This is a genomic window from bacterium (assembly GCA_016702305.1).
Taxonomy (GTDB): Bacteria; Electryoneota; RPQS01; order RPQS01; family RPQS01; genus JABWCQ01.
The window spans coordinates 221,378-246,416 of the sequence record JADJEH010000009.1 but is presented as its reverse complement, the minus strand read 5'-3'; the positions used below and the strand labels follow the sequence as shown (position 1 = coordinate 246,416).

Genomic DNA, 25,039 nt, shown 5'->3' with positions numbered 1-25,039 from the left:
ATCTTGACAAAGCTATCAAAATCAACCATATCAAATAGAACTGTTGAGTTTTGTTGCACTTGCAGAATTGAAAACTGACCGCCGGTCAAAAGAAGAGGCGGTCGACTTCGACCGCCTCACTAAGCCCACCTATTTCGGGGTGAACTAAATCTCCTCGTTCCAGGCGCCTTCCGCCTTGGCAACATATGCGGCACAGGTAATGTCCCCCGTCACGTTCACCACTGTCCGCGACATGTCGAGAATGCGGTCCACGCCGACGATGATGCCGATGCCTTCACCCGGCACGCCTACCGACTGCAAGATCAGCACAATCACCGGTAGCGATCCGCCCGGCACGCCCGCCGTCCCAATGCCCGCAACGACCGCAGCGAAAACCACCATCGCCTGCTGGCCTATGGACAGCTCCACACCGAAAAATTGCGCGAGGAATAGCACCACGATACCTTCATAAAGCGCCGTGCCGTTCTGATTCGCCGTCGCGCCGAGCGTCAACACAAACCGGGATATTTTCGGCGGCAGCTTCAATTCCGTTTCCGCTGCGGCCAGCGACGTCGGCAGCGTCACGTTTGACGAACTTGTCGAAAACGCCGTCAATATCACATCGCGAATGCGGTGGAAAAACTTCCACGGATTAACACCCACCACGAAACGCAAGATGAATCCGTAAACCCCGAAAAATTGCAGCGCCAGCACACCCAGCACCACCAGTACGAATTTCCCCAACACAAAGGCGACGTCCACGCCCAGCTTCGCGGTCACGCTGAATACCAGCGCCGCCACGCCGTACGGCGCGAGTTTCATCCCCATGCCGATCATTTTCATCACGACGTCGTATAGCCCCGCCAGCCATTCTTCAAACTTCTGCGTGCGGTCATTGCGTCCCAATGCCAGGGCCACGCCGACGAACAGCGCAAAAAACATCAGCGCCATGATTCCACCGCCGCGATAACCCTCTTCAAAGGCCAGCGCCGCATCGGCAAATGGATTCTTGGGGATAATATCCAGCAGCGTCTGCACCCAATCCTTGCTCTTGCCCGCGTTCTCAACGGCCGTCGTCACCGTCTTGCCCGTCATCGTCTGCATGAGCGATGCACGCGCCTCCGGATCAAGTCCCGCGCCGGGCTTAATCCAATTCGTCGCTGTAATACCCAGCAACACCGAAATGGACGTCGCCACCAGCGTGAAGGCGAATGTCCGCAGTCCGATGCGCCCCAACGACTTGGCATCGCCCAATTCCGCCACGCCCAGCGCCAGCGCACAAAAGATCAACGGGATCACCGTCATGAAAATCAGGCGCAGAAAGACCTGCCCCAACGGCGCCAAACCGTACCGGATCACCCCGTCGAGCAGCGGCGCACCCGCCCACAGAAAATTGGCCGTGAGCCCGCACACCAGACCCGCGACGAGACCGACCAGAATCTTGGTATGCAGAGGAGTCGGCTGTTTCATAGTCCTCGTTTCAGCGTATCACCGCAAGCTTTACGCGCCGCATCTGCTCGCCCGCGCGCACTTCCGCCCAGTAAAATCCCGTGCTGAGCTGCTGTGCGGAAAGCGACAGCCCATGCACTCCCGCCGTATAGTCACGCTCGATCGTCTGGACCGTGCGCCCCAGCACATCATAAATCAAAAGTGTCACATGCGCAGGGTGGGGTAGGGCCACGTCAAGCCGCGTCATGCTGTTAAACGGATTCGGTCCGGCCATGGTCACCGCAAATTCACCCGGCAGCTCCGCGTCGCCCGCACCAAGTGCCGCATCCGCCACCGTCAAGCCGCGCCGCTCATAACTAACTTGCGCCGTCTCCGGCCGCAGCGACTGCGCCTCGACCCACCATTCGTATTGGCCTCGGTCAAGCGTCAGAACAACAGAGCGAGCACCGCCCGTCGCAATCACCGAATCCACTTCACCCGTCAAATGCAAACGGTAGCTCACCGTGTCGCCCGGATCGCCGTCGCGAGATTCGTTCCACGCAAACCGGATGGAATCATCCGTGACAAAATGCGCTCCCCGCTCAGGCGCCGTCACGTTAAACGGCGTCGGTACCACATAGGGCCGCACACCCGCGGAATATCCGATATCCGAGCGCGTTCCGTCGGCATCCGGCGGCCACAGCGGATCGCCCGCCTGAATCGCCGGACTCGCCGTCGTCAACCGGTAGTCGCGCGCCCCCGCATCAACAAACTCGGGATCCGCAATCAGATTGAACGCCGCATCGCATGTGTCCCCGTTGAAATTCGTGCGCGTCGCCGCACCGAAATATGTCGGTACATCACACAGAATATGCTGATAGTCCGTGTGCTCTACCACGTTGAGCGGATCGGCTCCGTTATCGGCCAGAATCGTCGAGTTCATGATCAGCGTGCTGCCTAACCGAGCGTGCGCGACGCTGCCCGCCGCCGCTGATTGCTGGTTCACGCACGTACTGCGCTGCAACCGCAGCAGGCCGTTGTCAAGGTATACGGCGCCGCCTGCGTCTGCCGTATTACTGTCGAACAGACACAGAGTGAATTGCGTCACGCCGCGATCACAATACAGCGCACCGCCAAGCTCAGCAAGATTCCCGTGCAATTCCGAAGCAACGACTTCGCTCGTCGCCGCAGTGCGTGCGTAAACCGCGCCGCCCTGCTCCGCAATATTGCCGCGCCATACCACCGAATCCCCTACATAAGCGGCCGAGTCGCTCAAGCTGATCGCGCCGCCTTGCGCCGCATGATTTGCAAAGTACTGACTGCTATGATCAACCGTAATCGCCGCCAGCGCCAGCGCTCCACCGTCAAGCCGCGCTTCATTCCCGCGAAAGGTTACATTATCCAAGTTGAGTTGCCGCCGCACCGCCAACGCGCCGCCGCGCGCCGCCCAACACCCTTCAAATTCGCTATCGTAAATCACCGCCGAATCGGCCGCAACCGCGCCGCCCAGGAAGCCGCGGCAGTCGGCAAAACGGCTATCGCGCACGGTGATACTCTGCGCGGCAATCGCGCCGCCGTGTGCCTGATCACCGAACACATCGAGCGCGGCCTCATTCCCGCGAAACAGGCTGCTCTCCGTGGTCAAACTGCCCAGCGTCATGCTCACCGCGCCGCCGCCTCCGGCAATATTGTCCGTGAACGCGCACGACTGCAACAGCGCGTGGGCAGCTCCTGGCGCGTAAAGCCCGCCCCCATCACCGTGCCTGTTGTCATTGTCGGTGATCGAACAATGCCGCAATTCCACCGACGTTCCGCGCAGCTCAATGGCCGGAACGCCGATCACGCGCCGCACCGCCGTGTACTCGAATCGAGTCCGTGACGTCGCGCCGAGCACGATACCGTTCCAAGTCGAGCCCGGCAATTCAAAATAGCGGTCGAACACAATCGAGTCGAGATCTGTCCCCAAGGCCAGCAGCGTGCCGTCAACGTGCAGGCTGGCCCCCGGTGCAAACATCACCCGCGTTCCCGCCATGATCAGCAGGGTATCAACCTCGGCCACGCGCAACGTGCATCCGATGACGTAGTCGCCCGGATACCACACCCCGCTCTGAAAGCCGCAATACTCACCGCTCGGCAATGCCGCCGCACTCTCAAACGCGCCCATGTCGGGCCAACTTCCGCTTGGCTGCGGGCGCGAATCGCCGCTATAGTCAAACCGAACCGCGCCGCTCGTATCCGCTCCAAAGAGGCACGGGCTTCCATCCAGTAACCGGTAATCGTCCAGCGCTGCGTCCGCAAACTGTGGATCTGCCGATATGTTGCGAAACGTGTCACACGGCACCAGCGCCACATTGACCCGCGTCATGTCCAGTAGCCACGGCACGACAAATCCGGTCAACTCATCGCCCACAGACGCGTAAATATTAGATCGAAAAAGTTGCGGAGAAGCACCCGGCGCAAGATGGATCAGACTCTCGAGTCCGGACACGATCGAACTGGTCAGCAGGCCGCCGCCGCCGAAATAGAACTCGCGCCCATCGGTCGCGTGATTGTCGGTCGTCGTCAAATACCGCAACGTCGCTATCGTGCCCGCCGCGACGTAGACGCCGCCGCCTTGCAGCGCGTCGTTGCGCATGATCACCGAATTCTCAACCGTACACCGTGCGTTATCGGCGATATGCAGAGCGCCGCCCTCCGCGCTGGCCAAATTGTCGTGGATCGTCAGCCGCCGCAGCGTCGCCTGATTGTTCAAACCGCGGAGCGCCACCGCGCCGCCCAGCCGTGCCCCGCTCCAGCGCAGCGAACAGGCTTCAAGGGTCGCGCGCGTGTTCTCAAGATACAGCGCGCCGCCGATGTCCGCCGCATTCTGATCAAATACACAGCCCCGTGCGAACCCCGTCCCCGGAGTGCCGCGCAGTTGCACAGCGCCGCCTCGTTGCAGCGCCCGATTGTTGTGAAAACGGCAGTCTGTGAGTTCCACCTGAACGCCGCTCTCCATCGCGAGCGCGCCGCCGTGGGTGATCGCCTTATTGCCATAGAACTCGCAGCGCTCAAGGCGTAGCGTTCCGTTCGAACGCGAAAGAATCGCGCCGCCTGCGCCGAATCGCGTGCTGTCCCCGCTGAAAATACAATCGCGGATCGTCAGCGTCGCGGCCTCGCGGCCGTAGATCGCGCCGCCGTCTATGCGCGCGCGATTCTCCCGCAGCCAGCACGAGTCCAGTACAATCTCCGCAAAGTACACTTCAAGTGCGCCGCCGAAACGCTCGTCGCCGCCCAAATTCGCGAATCCGTCCTCGATCACCACGTGGGCCAACCGCGATACCGTTTGCGTCTGCCGGAATCGCACACCCAAATGCCCCAACGGATCGTGCAGCGGAGTACGCTGAACATAAATCGAATCTGTCGCCGTGCCCTCAGCCAGCAGCGTGCCGGTGACCAACAACGAAAAACGCCCGGAGAAGGCCACGACCATTCCGGGCGCTATCCTGAGCGTTTCTGCCGCCGGGACCCACGCAAAGCTATCTATAATCACCGTGTCCGTCGGTGCGCTCCACTCCCCCGACACAGCCCCGCGCACAAACAGAGCGTCCGCTCGAACGACCGCCACTTGCGCGCCGATCGCCAGCCAAAACACCGCCACAAAGCCGATTACTTGAGCAACACCACCGGGGCGCATACCGCCGTACCTTGCGCTCGCATTTCAATCACGTAGAGGCCGCTGCTTAATTCACCACCGCCAAACGTCACCCGATGCTCGCCCGCCGCATAACTGCCGTGCGCCAGCACCTGGGCCGTACGCCCCAGCACGTCGTAGGCCACAAGCTCGATTTCCAACGGACGCTCCAGCGTAAACGGTATCGTTGTCGCCGCATTAAACGGGTTCGGATAGGCCAATCCCAAACCAAACTCCCGGGCGACTGCCGGTGCCTCCGGCACTGCCGAGAGCGCGATTAACTCAAAATTAACCTCGTCAGGAAACGCCTCGCCTTGCACTATCGAGATCGCTTCCGGCTCCGCATCGTCTCCATAGACATCATACGGCTCGCCTTCGTCGTAGACCAAATTCGTATTCAAATCCATATACGCGTAAGCGTAATACACCCCGAAACTGTCCACGAATGCCGTATAGTCGCCGTTGCCCGTATTGTTCAGCAGGATCCCGATGCCGCTGGGCAGGCCATCAAACGTAATCGTGCGCGAGGCCACTACGTACGTTGCGCCTGTCTCCGTACCTTCATAGGTCACTGTGCCCGAAAATCCACCGGTATTCGGCGGCGTCAACACTATATCAATATCGCCCATGTCTGAAGTGACATCAAGCACTGTGGGCAGGTCACCGCCATAAAAACCTCGCGATTCATCCAAATCCGGAAGCAGGTTCACATTCCCATCCTGAAACGCAAACAAGATATAGCCGCCTTCAGGCAAACCGCCTTGGGAGTAGTCGCCGTTAAACGGATTAGCGATGGTCACGTAAAACGTGTCCAACGACGTCGGAATCGTGTAGATGAATACCAGCGAAAAACCCTCCCGGCCGGACACATTGCCCGACACCGTGAAGGCCTGAGCGGTCGTCCCCCCCAGAATCACCAGTACTGCCAAAGTTGCTAACTGCCGCATGGGGCCTCCTGTGCTTAAGTTGCGCCTTCCAACCCGATAAATATAAACTAAACGAAAACAATTATCAAGCCATTCCATCCCGTTCCCCAATTGCGCCCGAAACCTGCCCAAGGCACCGCGCGACGTTTGCTGGACCCCATGCTCTGCTTGAAGAGACCCCGCAACTATGCTATATTAACTGTTTGCAGTCACTTCATCCCGTCCGCCCATCGAGCCCCGCAAGTCCATGCACCCTTTGCGTCCCAACACCTATGTTCCCGGACTGCTTGTCCTCCTGCTTGCCCTCCTGGCACAAGACGGGTTCGCCCAGTTTGACACCCTTTGGACACGGCAATTTACGCTGACGGCGGCTGCCCGTGTCTATTCGGTCGCCGAAATTAGCACCGGAGGCTATGCCGCCGCTGGTTTCATCCAGGCCGGGCAGGACAATGCCCTGCTCATGGTCGTTAATCCGCTCGGTGACACCCTCTGGACGCGGACAATCGGCAACTCCAATGCCAGCGAACGCGCGTTCGATGTCGTCCAGCTCGTGGACGGGACCATCGTCATTTGCGGTTTCAGCCAATCGGCCTTCTCACTCTTCGTGGCGGGCTTCTCGACCAATGGCCAACAGCTATGGTACCGCGAATTCGATCCGCCGGGTGCCTGCCAGGCCGATGCCATTCTGCCGCTCGCCGATGGCGGATTCTGGCTCTTGGGCCGCAAACCCGTGGCCGCGCGCGGCGCTGATTTCTGGCTCATCCGCTGCAATGCCAACGGTGACTCCCTCTTCTCCAACACCTTCGGCACCACCGGCGAAGACCTACCCACGCACATCTTCCTCGGCGACAACGGCACCCTCGATCTGATTGGCAGCACCCGGGTACCGCCGGCGTCCGATAACAACTTCGACTTCCTCCGCATCGAGCTCGACGAAACCGGCGCATTGCTCCATCTCGATACCGTCGGCACCGAACGCTGGGAACAGGTGCATGGCGCCGCCCGGGATTCTGTGACTGGTGAACTCCTCATCGTCGGCGAACGACGGGTCACGACCTCCGATAAGGACGCCCTGGCCCTACGAATGAACGCGGGCGGAGCCGTGCTCTGGGATCAGGCCTTCTCCGACAGCTTCATTACCGAACGCTTCACCGGAGCCGCAACCTATCTCGAGGGCGGAGCCCTCTTCGGCGGTTACGTCGGCGGATCCAGCGAAAGCTCCTACCGCCTCTGGCTGGTCGCCGTAACCTCTAACGGCGATACGGCCTGGACTTGGCTCGGTAACGAAACAGGGCGGGCTTTTGACGATTTGATCCGCACTGCCGATGGCGGCTTTGTAGCCTGCGGTCGAGCCAACGTAAACGCCGCCGACCGCCCGCTCATGTGGCGCGTTGGTCCGCCATCCGGAATCTCTGGCTTCGTCCGCGATCGCCTTACCGGTGAACCAATTCCCGGCGTCCGCGTCCAAGCATCGAGCCTCCCGCAATATTCCGTCTCCGACACGCTTGGCCGATTCACGCTCTCGTTGCCCGAGGGCAACTATCGTATCTACAGCGGTGGACCCTGCTTCACCGGGGATACCCTCAACGACGTGGATGTCCAGCCCAATGAAAATACTCTGGCGGACATCACGGTCGGCGTAGCGCACGCGTCAGTGAACCACACCACGATCAATGTCCTCGCCCCCAACCGTGGACAAGGCGCGTCTGAGCTGGTCGTTGCCAATGCGGGAAGCGGTGATTTGGTCTATCGTTTCGAGACCCAGGCGATCCGCCCGGCTGGAAACTGGCTGTCCGTCGAACCGGCGTCCGGTCGTATCGTCCCCGGCGACACGCTGATCGCCCAAGTTATCGTCACGGCCGACACAACCGACGATGGCAACTATGACTACTTCGGCGAGGTGCGGCTGTTGGCGAACTCCTGTCCGGAAACGCTGCGTGTCTTTGATGTTCTGGCTGTTGTGCTCGACGCCGATCAGGCCCCGGCCCTGCCGTCCGAGTTTGCCCTTTATCCTGCCTTTCCCAATCCGTTCAATAGCGCGACCCGCCTGCGGTTCGGTCTTGACCATGAGAGCGATGTGTCCCTGCGCATCTACGATGTTACAGGGCGCACCGTCGCCACGCTGCTCGACCGTGTTCGCCTGTCCGCCGGGGAACACTCGTTGGATTTCGCACCCAACGGATTGGCCTCAGGCCTCTACTTCGTGCGGCTCGAAGACCGCACCCGCAGCGAGTCCCAGCGCCTCCTCTATCTCCGCTAAAACCGTACTCACGCAACTTCGAAGGTCCGACGATGCCTGCACTGCTGCTTTTGTTGCTGTTGCCCCTGCTGGCCTTGGCCCAGCCCGATACCACCTGGTCCCGTGGCCTGAAGCTCGGCGACCGCGCTTTCCTGTACGACGCCGTTCTGGTTGACGACACCGTCATCGTGGCCTGCGGCTACAGTCAATACGGTACCGGACAGGCAGCCAATTTTGACTATCTGCTGACGGCTTACACGACGTCCGGTGACTCCCTCTACGCCCGACCCTATCTCGCGACCGAGAACGACGAGGCTCTCGAAGGCATCGTCCATCTCGGCGGTGATACCGTGGTGGCCTGTGGCTGGAGCGGCAACGGCCATTCGATTGACCTCATGGCCTTCTCTGTGGAATCCGGCGATCTATTCTGGCAGCGCAGCTACGCTCCCAGCAGCGGACTCTGCAAAGGCCGCGATCTTATCATCTTGGCGGACGGCCGATTGGCTGCAGTCGGATACGGCCTGCCTAACGGCGAACAGCGCTCCGACGCGTGGCTGGTCGTTTGTGACCGCAACGGTGACTCACTTTGGAGTCAGTTCTATGGTGACGGTGGTACAGACATTGGCAATTCGCTGATTCAGCTCCCGTCCGATCAACTCCGCCTCGTCGGTATCACCCGCGAGTCGCAATTTACGGACTACGATCAATGGACGCAGTTGATCAACCTCGATGGCACCCCGGTCGGCTCGCCTGTGCAGTTTGGCACGGCTGAAAACGACTACTGCTACAACGTTAACCGCGCACCCGATGGCGCCACTTGGCTCATCGGCCGCGGCGGTCCAAACTCAGGTGGATATGGTTACGTAACCATCTTGCCCGTGTCGGGAACGCCGGTCAACCGCACGTACTCGTCAACCGGGTTCACCGACCAATTCCGGGCCGCTCTGCCTTGGTTCGGCGGCATGCTGTTCGTCGGACGCTCGGGCGACGATCCGACCGTCACCACGTTCCTCATGCGCGCCGTCAATGACAATAATCAGACCATCTGGGTCTGGCGCTACGGGGCCGAATCGAGCGAGGCCGGCTTCTACAATGTCATACCCTTGCCTGACGGAGCGGCGATTGCCGTGGGAGCCATGGCGATGGAGGGCGACACGGCGGATGTGCGCGGCTACCTTCTGCGCATTGCACCGCCGGCTGGCATTCGCGGTACCGTTGTCGGCCAATCAACCGGGGATCCTGTGAGTGGGGCGCAAGTGCGCGTCGTCGGCGAACAACGCTTCGCATGGACCGACGAACAGGGCGAATTCCGTCTCGATTTGGCCGCCGGAATGCATGATGTCATGGTCACCGGTTATTGCACCGAAGCCGATACGGCCTTCGGTATCCTCGTCCAGGACAATGATCTCACCGAGGTCAACTTCTCAGTGGGCGAGCCCGTCTACGGCATGCGCCCGTCCAGCGTCAATATAATCGCCCAGAACCGGATTACCGGCGGCGGCGAAATTTTCTTTGAGAATGCCGGAACCGGAACGATGTCCTACACGGTCGAAGCGGATGCGGTGGCCCCGGAAGGCAGTTGGATCGCCGTGAACCCCACGGCCGGGACGCTCCTCCCCGGCGAAACGGCCTTCATCGAAATCGTTGTCAACGCCGATACCACTGATAACGGCGTCTTTGAGTTCATTGGCGAGCTGACGCTTAGAAGCAATGCCTGCCCGGACACCCTGCTCGAATTGCCCATTCTGGTCACCGTCCTCGACGCACCCGAAACCGCTGGCCTGCCAACAGCATTCCGACTTTCACCCGCCTTCCCCAACCCGTTCAACGGCTCCACACGCGTCACCCTCGAATTGCCGCAGGAAACCCCGGTCAGTCTGGAAGTGTTTAACTTGAACGGGCAGCAGGTCCTGTCGCTGCTCAATGACCGGCTCCCAGCCGGTAATCACAATATTTCCATTAATTTGGCCGATTTCGGTGCCGGATTGTATTTCCTTCGGGCGCGTGTCCTGGAGGATGTCGCAGTCCAAAAACTGCTCTTTGTGAAATAAACCGTTCGCTCGCTTCGGCCCGGGATGGGTCCTCCCGGACCAAATGTGCTACTTCATTGCTCTACATCCGTGACTAAGGAGACCCCCCATGAAGGCATTTGGCTGGTTTGCTCTCGTTTTGTTGATGGTGTCCGCCGCGCAAGCGGAACTCGACACGCTCTGGACGCGCCGCCTTGACCTTAGTGTCAACAGCTACGCCGTCGAAGCCGCAACGTTGCTCAATGACGGCCAGACGATGGCTGCGGCCGTGGGTGACGGCAGCGGCGAAGTGGATTTCTGGCGCTACGATCTGACTGGTGACCTCGTTTGGTCCAATAGCATCACCGTGGCACCCTCATACTTCACCATCCTGTGCATGGAGCAGCTCCGCGATGGCAACATCATGCTCGCGGGCGTATTCTGGTCTAACAACGATTCCGCCGCCTATCTGCTCGTGCGCTGCATGAATGAGATCGGCGGGTTGATTAGTGAGCGGCAGTATCCGTTCTTTGTCAACAATCAGGATGCTGATCTGGTCGCCCTCAGCGATGGTGGCGCGGCCCTCATCACCTCGACATTTTATGCCAGTAACCCGTCGCAGGCCTTCTTGATACGGCTGACGGCAAACGCGGACACGCTCTATACTCGAACGTTGACCTTGCCCGCCCAGACCGAGTCCTACGGGTACGCCATATCCGAGTTCGGTAACGGCGACCTGCTGATCGGCGGTTCATTCTTTAACGGCGTCGGGACGCTGCAAGCTTTCGCCCAGCGCACGAACCCGTTGGGTGAACCCATCTGGACGCGCACCTACGTGGACGAATCAGGTTTGGGGCTTCAGGCGTCTTGCCTCGATATTGACAATGAAGAGAACATCGTTGTCGGCGGCTACCGCGGCTTCATGTTCTGGCTCAGCTACCCGTGGGCCGTGGGTCTGGCCTCCAACGGGGACTTGCGCTGGACGCTTACGGGGCTTGAGGAGATTACCAGCGCCGTCACGGGGATTCGCTGCCTTATCGACGGCGGAGCGTTGCTCGCGGGCGCCATCTTCGCCGATTTCGGATGGGATCAAATCCAGATTAACACCGTCAACGGTCAGGGCGTTGCCAGTCTGGACAATGAGTACGACTGTAACATCTGTCGGATCATTTCCGTGAACAATGCCGGGCCGCGCGGCGCCGTGGCCTTCGGCCGCGTCACGGACGAGGATTTCAGCTCGTACGGACTCCTGATGCGCTTTGGTCCCAGCACGACGATTACGGGCACCGTGAGCGCCGCAGAAACCAATGCGCCGCTGGCCGGTGTCCGCGTCGAATTGCTCGAGTCCGCTGACTTCGCTTACACTGATGAGCACGGTGTCTTTACCGTCGCCGCCTCGCTCGCAACCGGAACCCTGCGCCTGTCAAGCCCCTGTGTGACAACACGCGAACAGCAAGTCCAGCTTGTCGAGGGCGAGGAAAACGTAGTGAACTTCACGCTCGGAGTCCCGGAGTTCCACAACCCCGTGTCGAGCGTGAATATGGTTGCTACTTACGGCATGTGGGAGCGGGACACACTCACCGTCCTGAATAGCGGGACAGGCGTGCTGTCGTTCACGGCCACAGCAGTCGAGCTGCTGCCGACCTACGATTGGCTGCAAGTATCGCCGGCAATTGGTGAGATTGCCGTCAATGGCAGCGCCGAGATCATTGTGTCGGTGCTCGCCAATCCCGAATTCCCGGATGCGGATCTCGCCGGAGTTATTCGCATTCACACCAATAGCTGTCCCGATACACAAACCGAAGTCGGCGTGTTTGTCCTGGCGCTTGACTCACCGGAACGGCCCGGACCCGTAACCGCGTTCGCGCTGCATCCGGCCTATCCGAATCCGTTCAATGCCAGCACGCGAGTACGCTTCGACCTGCCGCAGCCTGCCGTGGTCAAAGCCGTACTCTATGACATCACTGGCCGCGAAGTCAGCGTGCTGACCAACGATCATTTTGCGGCCGGTCCGCACCAACTGACTGTCGCCGCGCCCGATCTGGCTACGGGTATGTATCTCCTGCGCTTGACCGCCGGTGCGTCCGTTGCCACTCAGAAAATTGTCCTGCTGAAGTAATTTTGTCATATCTCCTGTGTGCGCCTTCGTCCGTTTGGGCTCTACGGACCGGCCGAATTTGCGGAACATCCGCTCGCAAAGCTGCCCTCATCTCGCTGGTCGCACTGGTGGCCGTTGGCTGCTTTGACCCGCCTGAACGGACCGTCTATCGCGGCGGTACCGAATATATGCCCTTGCTGGAGGGCCGCAAACTGCTCTATCGCGAAACTGAGGCCGGCGAACAGCTCGAGTATTCGCTCACGCTGCACTACCTCGGCGGACGCCAGTGGAAAATCTTCGGGATTCGCGAAGAAGAGAGCCCCTACGGCGCCATTGAATTCGAATCAGACGGGAAGATCGTGCGGGCCACCACCCAGCTTTCGTTCACCTCGCTCGACGACCGCTCCGGCGTCGGTGCGTTTACCGCCGTCTGGCTCGATCAAGGCGCGGACGTGGACAGCACGTGGCTGGATGATCAGGCTGGCACCGAAACCATCGTCGCGGGTTTCGAAGGCGTCACCGTGCCCGCGGGCCGCTTCAGCGATTGCTTGAAAATCGTCACGACGCCGCTCGACGCCGTGGCCGATTCCATCGAAGCCCGCTACCAACGCAACGCGATTGACGAACAGCAATATGTCGAAGAGCGCGCCGTCGCCAATTGGCAGACGGTGCGTTGGTTCGCCGCTGGCGTCGGGCTGGTCCGCGAACAGATCGGGCCGCCCGGCGAAACCAAAATCCTGCGCGAACTGCTCACGGTGGCCGAAATCGGCACCGGCAAAGCGGACAGCGCGCTATTTCACCGTAACGAGACCAACGAGTAATCCGTCGTGACACGACTTTCATTCCTGTTCGTACTGCTCGGCGCGGTGTCCCTTGTCGCCGCCGAAGTTCAACTCTCGCCCTATAAGCCCTCCAGCGCCGAGACCCAATTCACCGCGGCGCTCGACACGACTACGACCTTCTTAGCACGCGTGTCCGTCGCCAGGGCATTTCAGCAAAATCACCCGATTGACGCCGGTGTACAATTGCGCGCCGCTGACCTGCTCGCGCTGGATGATCCCGCTGCCGTCGTCAACTACTATGCCGACCGCGCCAAGGCCAATCCACGCTCGGAAATAGATCTCTATATCGCCGGACGGTACTCGCCCGCGCTCGCGGACAAGCAAGCGTATGTCGCCAAAATCTTCAGCGCTGATCCCCAAAGCTACTGGGGTCACCTGTTGCAGGCAACCGCCTATCCCGCTGAAGATGATCCCGATTTTGCCAAGGCCGAAGCTGCCCTCCTGCGCGCGATTGCCCTCGACAACTCGCGCCCCTATGCGCCCACGCTTCTGGGTGAATTGTGGGCCCGCAGCGGCAAAACCGCGCCAGCCGATCAGCTCTTCGTCGAAATGGCCAAGCAATCGCCGCACGACTTTGACCCTGTACAGCGGCGACTCATGCTCTTCCCCGGTGACTTCAAAAAGCACCTAAGCATTCTGGACGGTTTTCTTGACAAGAACACCGACGACGTGCTGGCGCTTGATGTGCGCGCCCGCGTCTGTCGCGAGCTGAATGATTGGAATGGCTACATTGCCGCAATGCGCAAAGCCGTCGCCAAACAACCCGATGCCGTAAACCACTACAATCTGGCCTGTGGCTACGCGTTGACCGGACAGAAGGATTCGTCCTACGCGCACCTCTTCCCGGCTGCCGAACTGGGTCTCAACGATACCGAGCAGTACACCGAAGACGAAGACCTCATCCCCGTGCGCGATGACGCGCGCTGGAGCGAACTCCTGGTGGCAGTCGAGACGAGCAAGAAGAAAGAACTGGTCGAAATGGCGCAGGCCACCCGCCGTGAGCTGCCCGCCGAAGAGAAAAAGCAATTGGTCGAAAATCGCTCCGATCAGCCCGCCCCCGATTTTACGCTCGAAAAACTCAGCGGCGGCACGGTCAAACTCTCCGAGTTGCGTGGCAAAGTCGTCGTCATTGACTTCTGGGCCACTTGGTGCGGACCCTGCAAAATGACCATGCCCCTGATCGAACAGTATTACAAAAATCGCCCCGACGGCGTCGAAGTCTACGGCATTAACGTCTGGGAACGCAACGGCACGGACAAGGTCGCGTCGTTTATCCAGAATGCCGGGTATACCTTCCCGATTCTCTTCGGCAAGGACGAGACCGCCGGTGAATATGCCGTGCGCGGTATTCCCACGATGTTCGTCATTGACAAGGACGGCAAGATCGCCCATCGCCACGTCGGTTACAATCCGCAAATCGCGCAGATTCTCGCGGCGCAAGTGACCGAACTCCTGAAGTGACCGCCGCCGACCGGTTCGCGCGCACCGCGCTGACAATGTTGCGCGCCGTCACGACGCGCCGAGATTCGCCCGAGGGCTATTTGGGTAGTGAATCGTACGAACTGCTTGATCTCTATCAGAAAGACATCGAGCAAGTCGGCAAACAACTCCTGCCCGAGCTACCGGACGATTGGGCAACCGCCTTGGACACACTGCGCTCGCTGCCTGTCGTCGAAGCCAAGACGTTGGCCACCGACATGGCCGTGCGCAAACGCAAACAGTTCGAGAAGAGCCAGTGGCAACTCTTCAGTATGTGGCTCGACGACTGCGAAGGATGGGCGCTGGTAGACAACCTCTGCTGCGACCTCCTGAGCGAATTTCTCCTGCGCTGGCCCGAATTGCTGGACAAGACCGACAATTGGGCGCGTTCAAAGAACCTCTGGAAACGCCGGGCCGCGCTGGTGATCCTGGTCCGGCCCGCCCGCGATGGTCACTTTTCGGCCGCACTCTTCCAACGGCTGGAATTTCTCGCCGCTGACCACGATCCCATGATCTACAAGGCTGTCTCCTGGGCCTTGCGCTCGGCAATCACCGCCGAACGAGCCAAAGTGGAGAGATTCTTGCACGACAACTCAAGCGTGCTCAAACCTGTAGTAATTCGCGAAGTTCGCACGAAACTGGATACTGGGCGTAAATCGCCGACTCTTAGGAATACGAAAGCCAACACTCCGAGACAATGATGTACCGATTCTCACTATTCGCGCTCTTATGCCTGTGCGGCGCTGCCTGGGCCGAGCAGCCCGCCCAACCTACCATTAACAAAGCCGCCGAAGAAGGCGATCTGGCCGCCGTAAAGTGGTTCCTCGATAATGGTTCGCACGTCAATGATATCGGAGACTTCGGCTACACCGCCCTGCACATGGCTTGTCAGGCCGGCAAAAACGACGTCGTCCAGCTCCTGCTCGCCCGTGGTTCGGACGTCAATGCCGTCAATGACGATGGCTTCACTCCCCTGCACAATGCCGCCATGGGCGGCGACAGTGTGACCGTCAAAGCTCTGATTGATCACGGCGCAACGATCTACGCGCTCGATAACAATCTCATGAGCCCGCTCCACCTCAGCGCGCTGAAAAACAACATCGCCTCCGCCACCGCGCTGATCGCCGCCGGAGCAGACATCAATTTCATGAACGAAAACAAATGGACGCCGCTCCGCGTTGCGCAATGGCGCAAAAATAACGAGTTCATCCAATTCTTAAAAGCCCGCGGCGCCAGAGAGTAACATCCGCTTCAATTGGTCGCCGGGAGTTCGGCTCCCGGCGGGACTGCGCCTGTATGTGACGGCAGCATCTGTTCTGTTGCTGTAACTGAACCTCATCTTTATGCCAATCTTCCCTTCCGTGGCCGTACTCGGCGCGGGCACAATGGGCGCAGGTATTGCCCAGATTTGTGCTCAAGCCGGTAGTACGGTCTTCCTGTTTGACGCCTTCCCCGATGCCCTCAAGCGAGCGCCTCAACGCATCGAAAAAGACCTCGCCAAGGCCGTTGAACTCGGTAAGCTCGACAAAGCCGCCGCTGCTGCTACACTCGCCCGCATCAAACCGGTGCAGTTGGTCGAGCAGTGCGGCGCCGCCGATCTCGTCATTGAGGCCGCCACTGAGAACCTCGAACTGAAGGTCGAACTCTTCACACGGCTGGACGATCATGTTTCGGGTGACTGCGTGCTCGCCACGAATACCAGCTCACTCTCCGTGACGCAACTGGCCGCGCGCACAAAACTGCCCCACCGTGTTTGCGGCTTTCACTTCTTCAACCCGGCCACGCGCATGAAGCTCGTCGAGGTCGTTGCCGCACAGCAGACCGACAAGAGCGCCATCGAGCGCGTCGTCGCCTACTCTCTTGAACTCGAGAAAACGCCCGTCGTGACCAAAGACACGCCGGGCTTTATCGTGAATAGAGTTGCTCGCCCCTACTATGGTGAGGCCCTGCGCGCGCTGGGCGAAGGTCTGGCGGATCATCAGACCATTGATCGCATTCTGCGCGACGGTGGCGGCTTTAAAATGGGCCCCTTTGAATTGATGGACCTGATCGGCATTGACGTCAACTTCGCCGCCACCTCGTCGGTGTGGGAAGCCTACTTCCGTGACAGTCGCTATCGCCCGCATCCGATCCAAAAACAAATGGTGGACGCTGGCTTCCTGGGACGCAAGTCCGGCCGGGGATTCTACGACTACTCGTCGGAGGGAAAATGAGCGACCTCGAACTCTATCCCATCGAAAAAATCCTCTTCGTCGGCCCGCTGGAGGACATCTTGCCCTTTGCCGAGCGTGCGCATCAGGCCGGGCATTCCCCGACGCTCTTGCTGGCTGCGTCCGAAATCGAAGAGGGTCGCGCGCGCACCAAACTGCGCATTCTCGCTGAAGAAGAGCATGCCGACGCCGGTGAATTCGACATTGCGTTCGAGTGCTACACCACCGACATCACCTCGAAATTCGAAGCGCTGCAATATCTCGAAGACGCGCTGCCCGGCGAAACGCCGATCATCACGCTGACGCTCACCAGTTCCCTGTGTGATCTGGCCGCCGATGCTATCGCGCCAGAGCGCTTTGTCGGCGTGAGCATTCTGCCGCCGTTCCATGAAGCGACCTTAGTCGAGTTGACCAAGCTCGACGCGACCGAGCCTGCCGCCTTTGCCACGGTCGAATCGCTCTTCGAGTCCATTGGCCTTAAACTCGCCACGGTTGGTGACGCGCCCGCCGGAGTGCTGGTGCGCACCGTGGCATGTCTGGTCAACGAGGCCTATCACGCGCTGCAAGAAGGCGTCGCCCCCGCCGCCGATATTGACACCGCGATGAAGCTCGGCGTCAACTATCCGCACGGCCCGATCGCGTGGGGCCAAAAAATCGGCCTCGCCCGCGTCGAAGCCATCATGGACGCCCTCTTCAACTGGTTCCACGAAGAACGCTACCGCGCCACACCGCTGTTGAGAAGATCGGCGCGCGTTTGATTGCTTTGCATCGCGGCGGCACCCGCTGCGGGTGCCCCGCATCTTCCTGCAATTTCCCATTTCATACTCCATATTTTCCCCGAGGTCCCATGAAGAAACTTCTGCCCCTGATTCTGCTCGCCGCGTTCTCTGTCGGCTGCCTGAACGTGCAGCACAAAACCTACTCGTTCAAACTGAACGAGGACGGCACCGGCTCCGGCTCGATTCTGTTCTACAACATCCACTCGAGCGATGAAGAAGAGCGCGACGTCTCCTTCAAAGACTTCGGAACGCTGGTCACGGACTATGTCGAAGGCTCAACATTCGACGACGAGAACCCCGATTGGGTCATCACCAACAAGGAACTCTTCGTGCAGGATGACGTCCTCTGCGGCAAAGTCGAATTCACCTTTGCCAACATGGGCGCCGCCAAGCTCTATCGAACCGCCGATTGCAATTGCGCCCCGATCCTGCTCCTGCCCGGCGCGATTGACGAAACGCTGATGGAACACAACGGAGCCAGTGTCGCCCTCGGCAGCTCCGAAGTCATCGAGTGGAAGGCGGACACGAAAGACATTACCTACAAGACCGAAGTCACCAGCGACGTAGAAAATGTCCGCAACCTCGTCGAACACTACAACGCCTGGAAGAAAACAAAGAAGTAGAGGCACAACGTGTTGTGCCCGTTTGCCAGCATAGAAAAGCGGGGCGAGTCCAAAGACTCGCCCCGCTTGTTGTTCCACACTGCGTAATGTTCCGCTACGCCGCCAACAGCCGCGACAGCGTCGCCGTCGTAGACTGCGCGTGAAAACTGCGAAACGCCTCCGCCTCTGCACGGCCCATGTATCGGTCCAGGACCCGCTTCGGCGTTTTGGTGAGGTCCACCAGAATCAGCGCATCTACCACATTGCTAAAATTCGGATCCACATTAAAGCCCAGTACTTTCCCGCCGAGCCTCAAATATTCCCGCACCAACACCGGCACCGACTTGCCGTCGCGCTCCAAGTCGCTGATCAGCGCCGACAACTCGTCCAAAGTGTCCGGCGACATCATCGGCAGCCGCCCCGTGAACGGCAGCGCATCCACGCGCTTGAACGGCGTGCGCGGCTTCACCCACACCGCGCCCTGAGCATCGTAACAATTCTGCTGCAAGTAGCCGACGATCATCTGCTGCGACGCCGCATCATACTCCTTGCTGATCGAGACCGGCCCGAACAGCAAATTGTACTGAGGATTCAAACTCACGAATCGCGCCAGGCCTTTCCACAGCAGTGCCAGCGCCGCGGGTGAACGCTGATATTTGGGCCTGACAAAACTCCGCCCTAACTCAAGCCCCGGACGAAGCTGAGACAGCAAGCGCGGATGAATTTTGAACAACGATTGCACATAAAGCCCGTCCCGTCGGCCAATGCGATCCGTCGGTCCCAAACGATAGGCGCCGATCAACTCCTGTTCTCCGCGATGCCACGAGAACAGGTGCAAGTAGTCTTGATCATACGGATCAAGATCAATGGCCAAACCACTGCCTTCACCGCTCAGCCGAAATGCCAGTTCGCGCTGACGGCCAATCTCCACCAGCATCTCGGGGATCTGCCGCGCCGACGCGCAATAGACGGCCACGTCTCCGGATTCGAGCATCATACATTTGCGCGGCAGCCGCGCCACTTCGCTTGCCAGCGCCCACGGGCGCGGATGCTCGGCAACCGACGGCAGCGGCTTTGGGGTGCGGTTTTGCAACGCTGCTGAAAGCGGGCGGAATTTCCAACGGTTCTTCAGGTGAAAGGTGCGCCGCCGCAAGTACTGGGTCGCGCCTTCATCGCTCGAGTACTGACAAAGCGCCTGCGCCGAGATCGGGTGTCCGATGGCCAAGCGAATCTCCATGCTGCGCTTGTTCAGAAGTTCACGCGGCAGCAGCGCCGTACGCAAGCGCGGATGGACCAGTCCAGCCAAATGAAACACCGGACAGTTGGTTCCCTTAAACAACACAGGCACCACCGAAGCACTGGTCATGCGCGCCAGCCGGGCGCATGAACTGTTCCATTCTGGTTCCGTCACCTGCCAATTGCGGCTCGTCAAAGCCGCCACTTCGCCCGCCGGGAACATCACCACCATCCCGCCGTTCTTCAGCCAATCAAGCGTCTCCCGGACCGCCTTCGCATTCTGCCGCTGCGCCTGTGGGCCGCCGAACGGATCAACAAAAATGCAGAAGTCGTTCAGCTCCTTGATCCGCGAAAGCATGAAATTCGTAATCACCTTCACGTCCGGCCGCAAAGCGCGCAGCGTTGCATACAGAATCATCGGATCCAACAGCCCGAACGGATGATTCGCAACCACGACGGCCGGGCCGCCCGACGGCACACGCGACAAATCCTCGTCCGACACATCAATCTTCAAGTCCAATTCCCGCAGCAGATCGCGGCAAAAACCCGAACCGGAGGCTTGCGCCGATACGGTGCGGTACAGACTGTCCGCCTTTGGAAGTGACAAAATGTGGTCGGCTACCGTCGCCGCCATCTGCGCGGCTCTCACCGTCAAGTCTCGGGACGGGCTGCCGACTCCGGCTACCGAGAATAATCGGCCCTGCGTTCCGTTCATGTGCGCTCCTCGGATTGACTGCGAGAATGTAACAATCATTTGTCAGAACAGAGTGTGCAACATGTGAAGATTTTGCAAGAATCATGAGCACATCGTTAAGAGAGCTGTCAAGCAAAGTGATAACGAAAAGCGGGGCGAGTCCAAAGACTCGCCCCGCTTTTTCTACCATCACCCCGCCGCCAAGCATCACGCGCCAGCGGCAGCGGGTCCAGCGTTCAGGCTGGTTACTTCAGCAATACCATCTTCATCGTCGAGGTGAACTCGCCCGCGGTCAAGCGGTAAAGATAAACACCCGACGTCAGATTCGCGCCGTCAAAACTGACCGAATGCGCGCCCGCGTTCATGTTGCCGTTCACCAGCGTCGCCACTTCCTGACCGGCCACGTTGAACACCGTCAGCGTGACTTCAGAAGCCTCGGCCAAATCAAAGCGAATCGCAGTTTCCGGATTAAACGGATTCGGGTAGTTCTGATGCAGCGCGAATTCCGTCACAATCGCGTTGCCGCTCTGCGGAGTCGCCGACTGCGTAGCCAGCACGTCGCGATCACCGGTGATCGACACCACCGCCAGCTCGTAGCTGTACGTCTCGCCGTTGGTCACGCGATTGTCGGTAAACGTGTAGTTCGCACCCGATGCGCTGTTACGCGCCGTCACGTTCGCGATCAGCGCGCCGTCACGCGTCAGCTCAAAGCGCTCGATGGCAATCTCCGATGCCGTGCTCCAATTCAGCACAACTTCCGCATCGCCCGCGATGATGTCAAGGCCGTTGAACGCAACCGGCAGCGGTCCTTCGACGGAACCCGAATTGCCGCCCGCAGTCCAGTCCACGAAATCATTGCACCACGGATGCTGCAGCGCGAACCCGGTGACCGATCCTTCATTTAGCGGCTGCTCCGCCACGAACACAATCGAGTCACCGTCGTTGCCGTCGCCGTTCGGAAGCACCGACCAAAACGTCGTCGCTTCGCCCGTCACCTGACCAACCGTGCCCGCGCAGAAGTTCGTGAAGATCACGCGGTCAATACATCCGCTAACATGCGTCAGCGTGTAAATCCAGAAATCCGGTCCATATGTGTTTACCGTAATCGTACCCGCCGCCGGGTCTGGGCAGCAGAAGCCCTGCGTGTACGGCGTGATGTGGCGATAGCGACCGGTCGTGGACCACGATACCTTCGTCTGTGTCCACTCGGCGGCGTCACCTGACCAACCCGCGTCGGGATTACACTTCTCAATCGAGTTGCCTGCGTTACCAAACGCCAAATCCGGATAGAAGACGCTCAACGAACCGTCCACCAGCAAACCGCCGCTCGCCGCCGTGAACAGCGCACAGTTGTCGCCGCCGTTACCCAGCGTCCATCCACCGATCAAGTTCGCACACAGGATCTCGCCGGTAATTTCCGGCAAATCCACGCGGCACAGAATGGCACGCGCGCCCGCCGCCAAAAACGTCCCGGTCGGAACGATCATCGCGCCTTCGCCGCCGCCGCCGTTGCTCGGGTAAACGTCGTCGTCCGACACGACCCAACCGGAAATGTCCAATGTCGAATTCGTCTGATTCAAAATCTCAATCCACTCATTGTCCGTGCTCACCGTGTCGTCATACATGACTTCCGTGATCACCACGTCGCCCGGATTGATTGCATTGTTAATTGAGAAAGTGCAGGTCTGATCCGCGGCCGGATTGCCCCAAACGTCCGTCACGTTGTTGACCGACAATGTATAGCTGCCGTTGGGCATCGCCGCAAACGTCAGATGCACCAAACGCAAATTCGTGCCGTCACGCAGCGCCGAGACCGGCGCGCCGACCGTCGGGGCCACGTCGTAGTTGCCTTCGGTTTCTGCAGAAACCAACTCAACGGTCTCACTGAACAGCACATCCACCTGCGTACCCGAAATAACCGAACATGACGCAATCGTCGGCGGAATCGCGTCCGCGCACGGGCTGTTCTCGCTCCCCGGCGTGCACTTACGGTAACGGCCCGCCGCCGCAAAGATGTTCGTGCTCTCATGCCAGGCTGCGGCATCGCTCGACCAAGCCGAGTTCGGATCACATTTCTCGATCGAGTTGCCAAGATTCGCCCCAGCCAGGTCCGGGTAGCTCACATTCAGTGCGCCGTCAATCAGCGTTCCGCCCGTGGCCGCAGTATAGAGCGCGAGGTTATCGCCGCCATTACCCAAACCCCATGACGAGCTGATCTGCGTGCACATGACCGCGCCCGCCAGACCCGTAGCGTCGCGCGACAGAACCATATACGCGCCTGCACCAATCGTCGTACTGGCCGGCACCTGAATCGCGCCTTCGCCGCCATTCGCCGGATAGACATCGTCGTCCACGACAACCCAGCCCGAAATATCAATCGGTGCCGCGGTCGTATTGTGAATCTCAACCCATTCGACATCGGTCCCGGCCGTGTCGTCGTACATAACTTCGGTGAAAACCACCGAACCCGGCACCTGCGCGAATGCCGACAGAGCGCCCAAACAAAGGGCCGCCAAAATCATCCAGAAACGGGACATTTTACCTCCGGTTGTCAAGGATATAACCATAGCAAATCGGTTAAATATAGTACCTGTGAAACTCAGGAACAACTGCTCCCGGCCAAAAAACTCTAACGACCCCCACAACCCAAGTGTAACAATCCTCTACACTTCTCCTAACACTCTCACACATGCCTAACATCCCTCACAATCCCGGGAGGTCTTCTTAGGCTTGCCAGCCATCCACGCTTCAACCTATATGCCCAGCTAAAACTAACGACCCGGCTGGCGACCCCTACCCGCGCCCCAATCCGTCCGGCTGGCACACGTTGTGCAAAAGGGACTTTGTCTGTAGCTCGAATAAGTTATCCATACTTTTCACTCCACTACTCGAAAGCACCCGGCAGCCCCGTTATGGAAGCAACCCTTATCATCGCTACTTCGATTCTGTTGCAGTTGGTTGCCGCCGTCGTCGCCATCCGGCAAATGCGCGACCTCGAAATGCGCCGCATCTGGCTGGCCATTGCCGCCGCGCTCTTCCTCATGAGCGTGCCCCGCACCATAACCCTCTTTCGCATGGTCACAGGGGAAATCACCCGGCCGCCTGACCTCGAAAGCGAACTCGTCGCCTTGGACGTCTCGTTTCTAATGGGTATCGGTATTGTCTACGCCGCGAAGCTGTTTCGCTCCCTGAAAAAAGCGCAAATCGAGCTGGCCCGCTCCCAACAGATCGCCCTGGACAATGAGATGCGCCTGCGCACCTTGATTGACAATGCGCCGGACGCCATCATCACTTCCGACAAAGAAGGATCCGTTCTCGTCGCGAATCATGCCGCCTCGCTGTTGACCGGGCACACGCCCCTCCAGCTTGTCGGCTATCCGCTGGCCAAACTCGCGCCGTTTCATGCATACCTCCAGAAACGCCGAGCACATGCTCCCGATTCCTCCGCGCTGGTCGGACCGATGACGTTTGAAGTTAACTACACGCTGCCTGACGGACAGACGATCATTGCCGAGGTCCGCGGCTTTCATGTTGACATTCACGGCGAATACCACCAAGTCTGGATCTGCCGCGACCTCTCCGAGAAGAAACGCTTGCAAACTGAAACAGACCGTTTGCAAGACCAGTTGCGACATGCCGAGCGCTTGCAGGCCGTCGGCACCCTGGCGGGCGGCATCGCGCACGACTTCAACAACATCCTTACACCGATTGTCGGCTATACCGAACTGGCCATTAAAACCACTCCCGACGGGAATGTTACCCGCGACCACCTCGAAAACGTGATCCGCGGCGCTATGCGCGCCAAAAACCTCGTCAAACAAATTCTGGCCTTCAGCCGCCAAGGTACCAAACAGACGATCCCTGTTCAATTGCAGCCACTCTTGACAGAGTCTCTCACGCTGCTGCGCGCCTCGATTCCGTCCAGCATTGAAATCCGCACCGAAATAGACCCCGACTGCGGCGTCGTTATGGCGGATCCCGGACAGATTCACCAGATCATCATGAACCTGTGCATAAACGCGTCGCACGCCATGGCCGAGCACTGCGGTAAGTTGACCGTGACGCTCGACGTCTGCGATCGCCGCGACATCATGGCCAATGGTTTCGACGGTTTGCAGGAAGGCCGCTATGCCCGTCTGTGCGTACAAGATACTGGCCACGGCATGGATTGCGCGACCCTCGCACGCATCTTCGAACCGTTCTTCACCACCAAAGCCGACAACAAGGGCAGCGGCCTCGGCCTGTCCGTCGTGCACGGCATCGTCACCGCCCACGGCGGAGCGATTGTCGCCGAAAGCGAAGTGGATAAGGGAACCGTCTTCAAGGTCTACCTGCCGCTACACCACGTGCCGCTCCAAACCCATGTCGTCATGGATGAAGAACCGATCACCGGAAGCGAACACGTGCTCGTCGTGGATGATGAACCCGATATCGCCGGCATGCTCGCCGATATGCTCGAAACGTTCGGCTTCAAGGTCACCACGCGGTCCAGCAGCATTGAAGCGCTCGAGGCCTTCCGCGCCAACCCGCATGCGTTCGATGTTATTGTCACCGATCAAACCATGCCGCACATGACCGGCGTCGAACTCACCGCCGAAGTCCGCAAGATTCGTCCCGACATCCCGATTATCGTGATGACCGGATTCAGCGAGCTGATCATGCCCACCAACTACCGGTCCTTCGGACTCGACGGCTACCTGATGAAACCGATCCTCGCGGGACCGCTCACGCGATTAATCCGTTCCGTCAGCGAATTGCGCAAACCCGCCGCCGTTTAGTACAGTCCGCACAGGCAGTGTTGCAGATGTCCGCGTCGGACTGAAGCATCCCGCCCATCCGCTACAA

16 protein-coding genes are annotated in these 25,039 nt (G+C 59.5%); 11 read left to right on the top strand and 5 right to left on the bottom strand.

The genetic code is table 11. The features are described 5' to 3' along the window. Positions 1–144: 144 nt before the first annotated feature. From IPH10_09820 to IPH10_09810, 3 genes are read right to left on the bottom strand one after another with little or no spacing between them, the layout of a single operon-like run. Positions 145–1,449 (bottom strand): dicarboxylate/amino acid:cation symporter, encoded by a 1,305-nt coding sequence (locus IPH10_09820; GenBank protein ID MBK6911210.1) that lies wholly within the window; start codon positions 1,447–1,449, stop codon positions 145–147. Between the two features lie 10 nt (positions 1,450–1,459). Beyond that, positions 1,460–5,083, bottom strand: a complete 3,624-nt coding sequence (locus IPH10_09815) for a right-handed parallel beta-helix repeat-containing protein (protein MBK6911209.1) — start codon at positions 5,081–5,083, stop codon at positions 1,460–1,462. Then, the gene (locus tag IPH10_09810; protein MBK6911208.1) at positions 5,056–6,027 is read right to left on the bottom strand and encodes a hypothetical protein; all 972 of its coding nucleotides are present in this window, start codon (positions 6,025–6,027) and stop codon (positions 5,056–5,058) included. Before IPH10_09810 ends, IPH10_09815 begins: the two co-directional genes overlap by 28 nt. 226 nt (positions 6,028–6,253) lie before the next feature. On the opposite strand from IPH10_09810, the gene IPH10_09805 reads away from it, so the two are divergent. The 10 genes from IPH10_09805 to IPH10_09760 all read left to right on the top strand — a co-directional run bounded on the left by IPH10_09805 (position 6,254) and on the right by IPH10_09760 (position 18,285). Beyond that, the gene (locus IPH10_09805; GenBank protein MBK6911207.1) at positions 6,254–8,266 is read left to right on the top strand and encodes a carboxypeptidase regulatory-like domain-containing protein; all 2,013 of its coding nucleotides are present in this window, start codon (positions 6,254–6,256) and stop codon (positions 8,264–8,266) included. A 32-nt stretch (positions 8,267–8,298) separates the two neighbouring features. After that, positions 8,299–10,296 carry a carboxypeptidase regulatory-like domain-containing protein gene (locus IPH10_09800; protein ID MBK6911206.1) on the top strand — a complete coding sequence of 666 codons (1,998 nt, stop codon included), beginning with the start codon at positions 8,299–8,301 and terminating at the stop codon, positions 10,294–10,296. An 88-nt stretch (positions 10,297–10,384) separates the two neighbouring features. Further along, entirely contained in the window at positions 10,385–12,373 is a 1,989-nt protein-coding gene (locus IPH10_09795) for a T9SS type A sorting domain-containing protein (protein ID MBK6911205.1), read from the top strand. A gap of 2 nt (positions 12,374–12,375) precedes the next feature. Then, positions 12,376–13,173: a hypothetical protein gene (locus IPH10_09790; protein MBK6911204.1), complete on the top strand. Its 798-nt coding sequence runs from the start codon at positions 12,376–12,378 to the stop codon at positions 13,171–13,173. 6 nt (positions 13,174–13,179) lie between these two features. After that, positions 13,180–14,655, top strand: a complete 1,476-nt coding sequence (locus IPH10_09785) for a redoxin domain-containing protein (GenBank protein ID MBK6911203.1) — start codon at positions 13,180–13,182, stop codon at positions 14,653–14,655. After that, the gene (locus tag IPH10_09780) at positions 14,652–15,374 is read left to right on the top strand and encodes a DNA alkylation repair protein (protein MBK6911202.1); all 723 of its coding nucleotides are present in this window, start codon (positions 14,652–14,654) and stop codon (positions 15,372–15,374) included. The genes IPH10_09785 and IPH10_09780 overlap by 4 nt, the downstream gene beginning before the upstream one ends. Beyond that, the gene (locus tag IPH10_09775) at positions 15,374–15,916 is read left to right on the top strand and encodes an ankyrin repeat domain-containing protein (GenBank protein ID MBK6911201.1); all 543 of its coding nucleotides are present in this window, start codon (positions 15,374–15,376) and stop codon (positions 15,914–15,916) included. Before IPH10_09780 ends, IPH10_09775 begins: the two co-directional genes overlap by 1 nt. 100 nt (positions 15,917–16,016) lie before the next feature. Continuing rightward, a complete protein-coding gene (locus IPH10_09770; GenBank protein MBK6911200.1) occupies positions 16,017–16,886 on the top strand; it encodes a 3-hydroxybutyryl-CoA dehydrogenase in 870 nt (289 codons plus the stop codon). Next, a complete protein-coding gene (locus IPH10_09765; protein ID MBK6911199.1) occupies positions 16,883–17,641 on the top strand; it encodes a hypothetical protein in 759 nt (252 codons plus the stop codon). The genes IPH10_09770 and IPH10_09765 overlap by 4 nt, the downstream gene beginning before the upstream one ends. Positions 17,642–17,730: 89 nt before the next feature. After that, on the top strand, positions 17,731–18,285 hold the full coding sequence (locus IPH10_09760; GenBank protein ID MBK6911198.1) for a hypothetical protein: 555 nt from the start codon (positions 17,731–17,733) through the stop codon (positions 18,283–18,285). A 94-nt stretch (positions 18,286–18,379) separates the two neighbouring features. Here IPH10_09760 and IPH10_09755 read toward each other — a convergent pair whose 3' ends face one another. Beyond that, entirely contained in the window at positions 18,380–20,215 is a 1,836-nt protein-coding gene (locus tag IPH10_09755; protein ID MBK6911197.1) for a lysophospholipid acyltransferase family protein, read from the bottom strand. A gap of 224 nt (positions 20,216–20,439) precedes the next feature. After that, positions 20,440–22,731: a lamin tail domain-containing protein gene (locus tag IPH10_09750; protein MBK6911196.1), complete on the bottom strand. Its 2,292-nt coding sequence runs from the start codon at positions 22,729–22,731 to the stop codon at positions 20,440–20,442. 375 nt (positions 22,732–23,106) lie between these two features. On the opposite strand from IPH10_09750, the gene IPH10_09745 reads away from it, so the two are divergent. Further along, entirely contained in the window at positions 23,107–24,972 is a 1,866-nt protein-coding gene (locus IPH10_09745; GenBank protein MBK6911195.1) for a response regulator, read from the top strand. The last annotated feature ends 67 nt before the right edge of the window (positions 24,973–25,039 follow it).

Bases quoted from the DNA above. Each gene is read 5' to 3' on its own strand.
- IPH10_09820 (MBK6911210.1), bottom strand. From the start codon at position 1,449: ATGAAACAGCCGACTCCTCTGCATACCAAGATTCTGGTCGGTCTCGTC.
- IPH10_09815 (MBK6911209.1), bottom strand. From the start codon at position 5,083: ATGCGCCCCGGTGGTGTTGCTCAAGTAATCGGCTTTGTGGCGGTGTTT.
- IPH10_09810 (MBK6911208.1), bottom strand. From the start codon at position 6,027: ATGCGGCAGTTAGCAACTTTGGCAGTACTGGTGATTCTGGGGGGGACG.
- IPH10_09805 (MBK6911207.1), top strand. From the start codon at position 6,254: ATGCACCCTTTGCGTCCCAACACCTATGTTCCCGGACTGCTTGTCCTC.
- IPH10_09800 (MBK6911206.1), top strand. From the start codon at position 8,299: ATGCCTGCACTGCTGCTTTTGTTGCTGTTGCCCCTGCTGGCCTTGGCC.
- IPH10_09795 (MBK6911205.1), top strand. From the start codon at position 10,385: ATGAAGGCATTTGGCTGGTTTGCTCTCGTTTTGTTGATGGTGTCCGCC.
- IPH10_09775 (MBK6911201.1), top strand. From the start codon at position 15,374: ATGTACCGATTCTCACTATTCGCGCTCTTATGCCTGTGCGGCGCTGCC.
- IPH10_09770 (MBK6911200.1), top strand. From the start codon at position 16,017: ATGCCAATCTTCCCTTCCGTGGCCGTACTCGGCGCGGGCACAATGGGC.
- IPH10_09765 (MBK6911199.1), top strand. From the start codon at position 16,883: ATGAGCGACCTCGAACTCTATCCCATCGAAAAAATCCTCTTCGTCGGC.
- IPH10_09760 (MBK6911198.1), top strand. From the start codon at position 17,731: ATGAAGAAACTTCTGCCCCTGATTCTGCTCGCCGCGTTCTCTGTCGGC.
- IPH10_09755 (MBK6911197.1), bottom strand. From the start codon at position 20,215: ATGAACGGAACGCAGGGCCGATTATTCTCGGTAGCCGGAGTCGGCAGC.
- IPH10_09750 (MBK6911196.1), bottom strand. From the start codon at position 22,731: ATGTCCCGTTTCTGGATGATTTTGGCGGCCCTTTGTTTGGGCGCTCTG.
- IPH10_09745 (MBK6911195.1), top strand. From the start codon at position 23,107: ATGGAAGCAACCCTTATCATCGCTACTTCGATTCTGTTGCAGTTGGTT.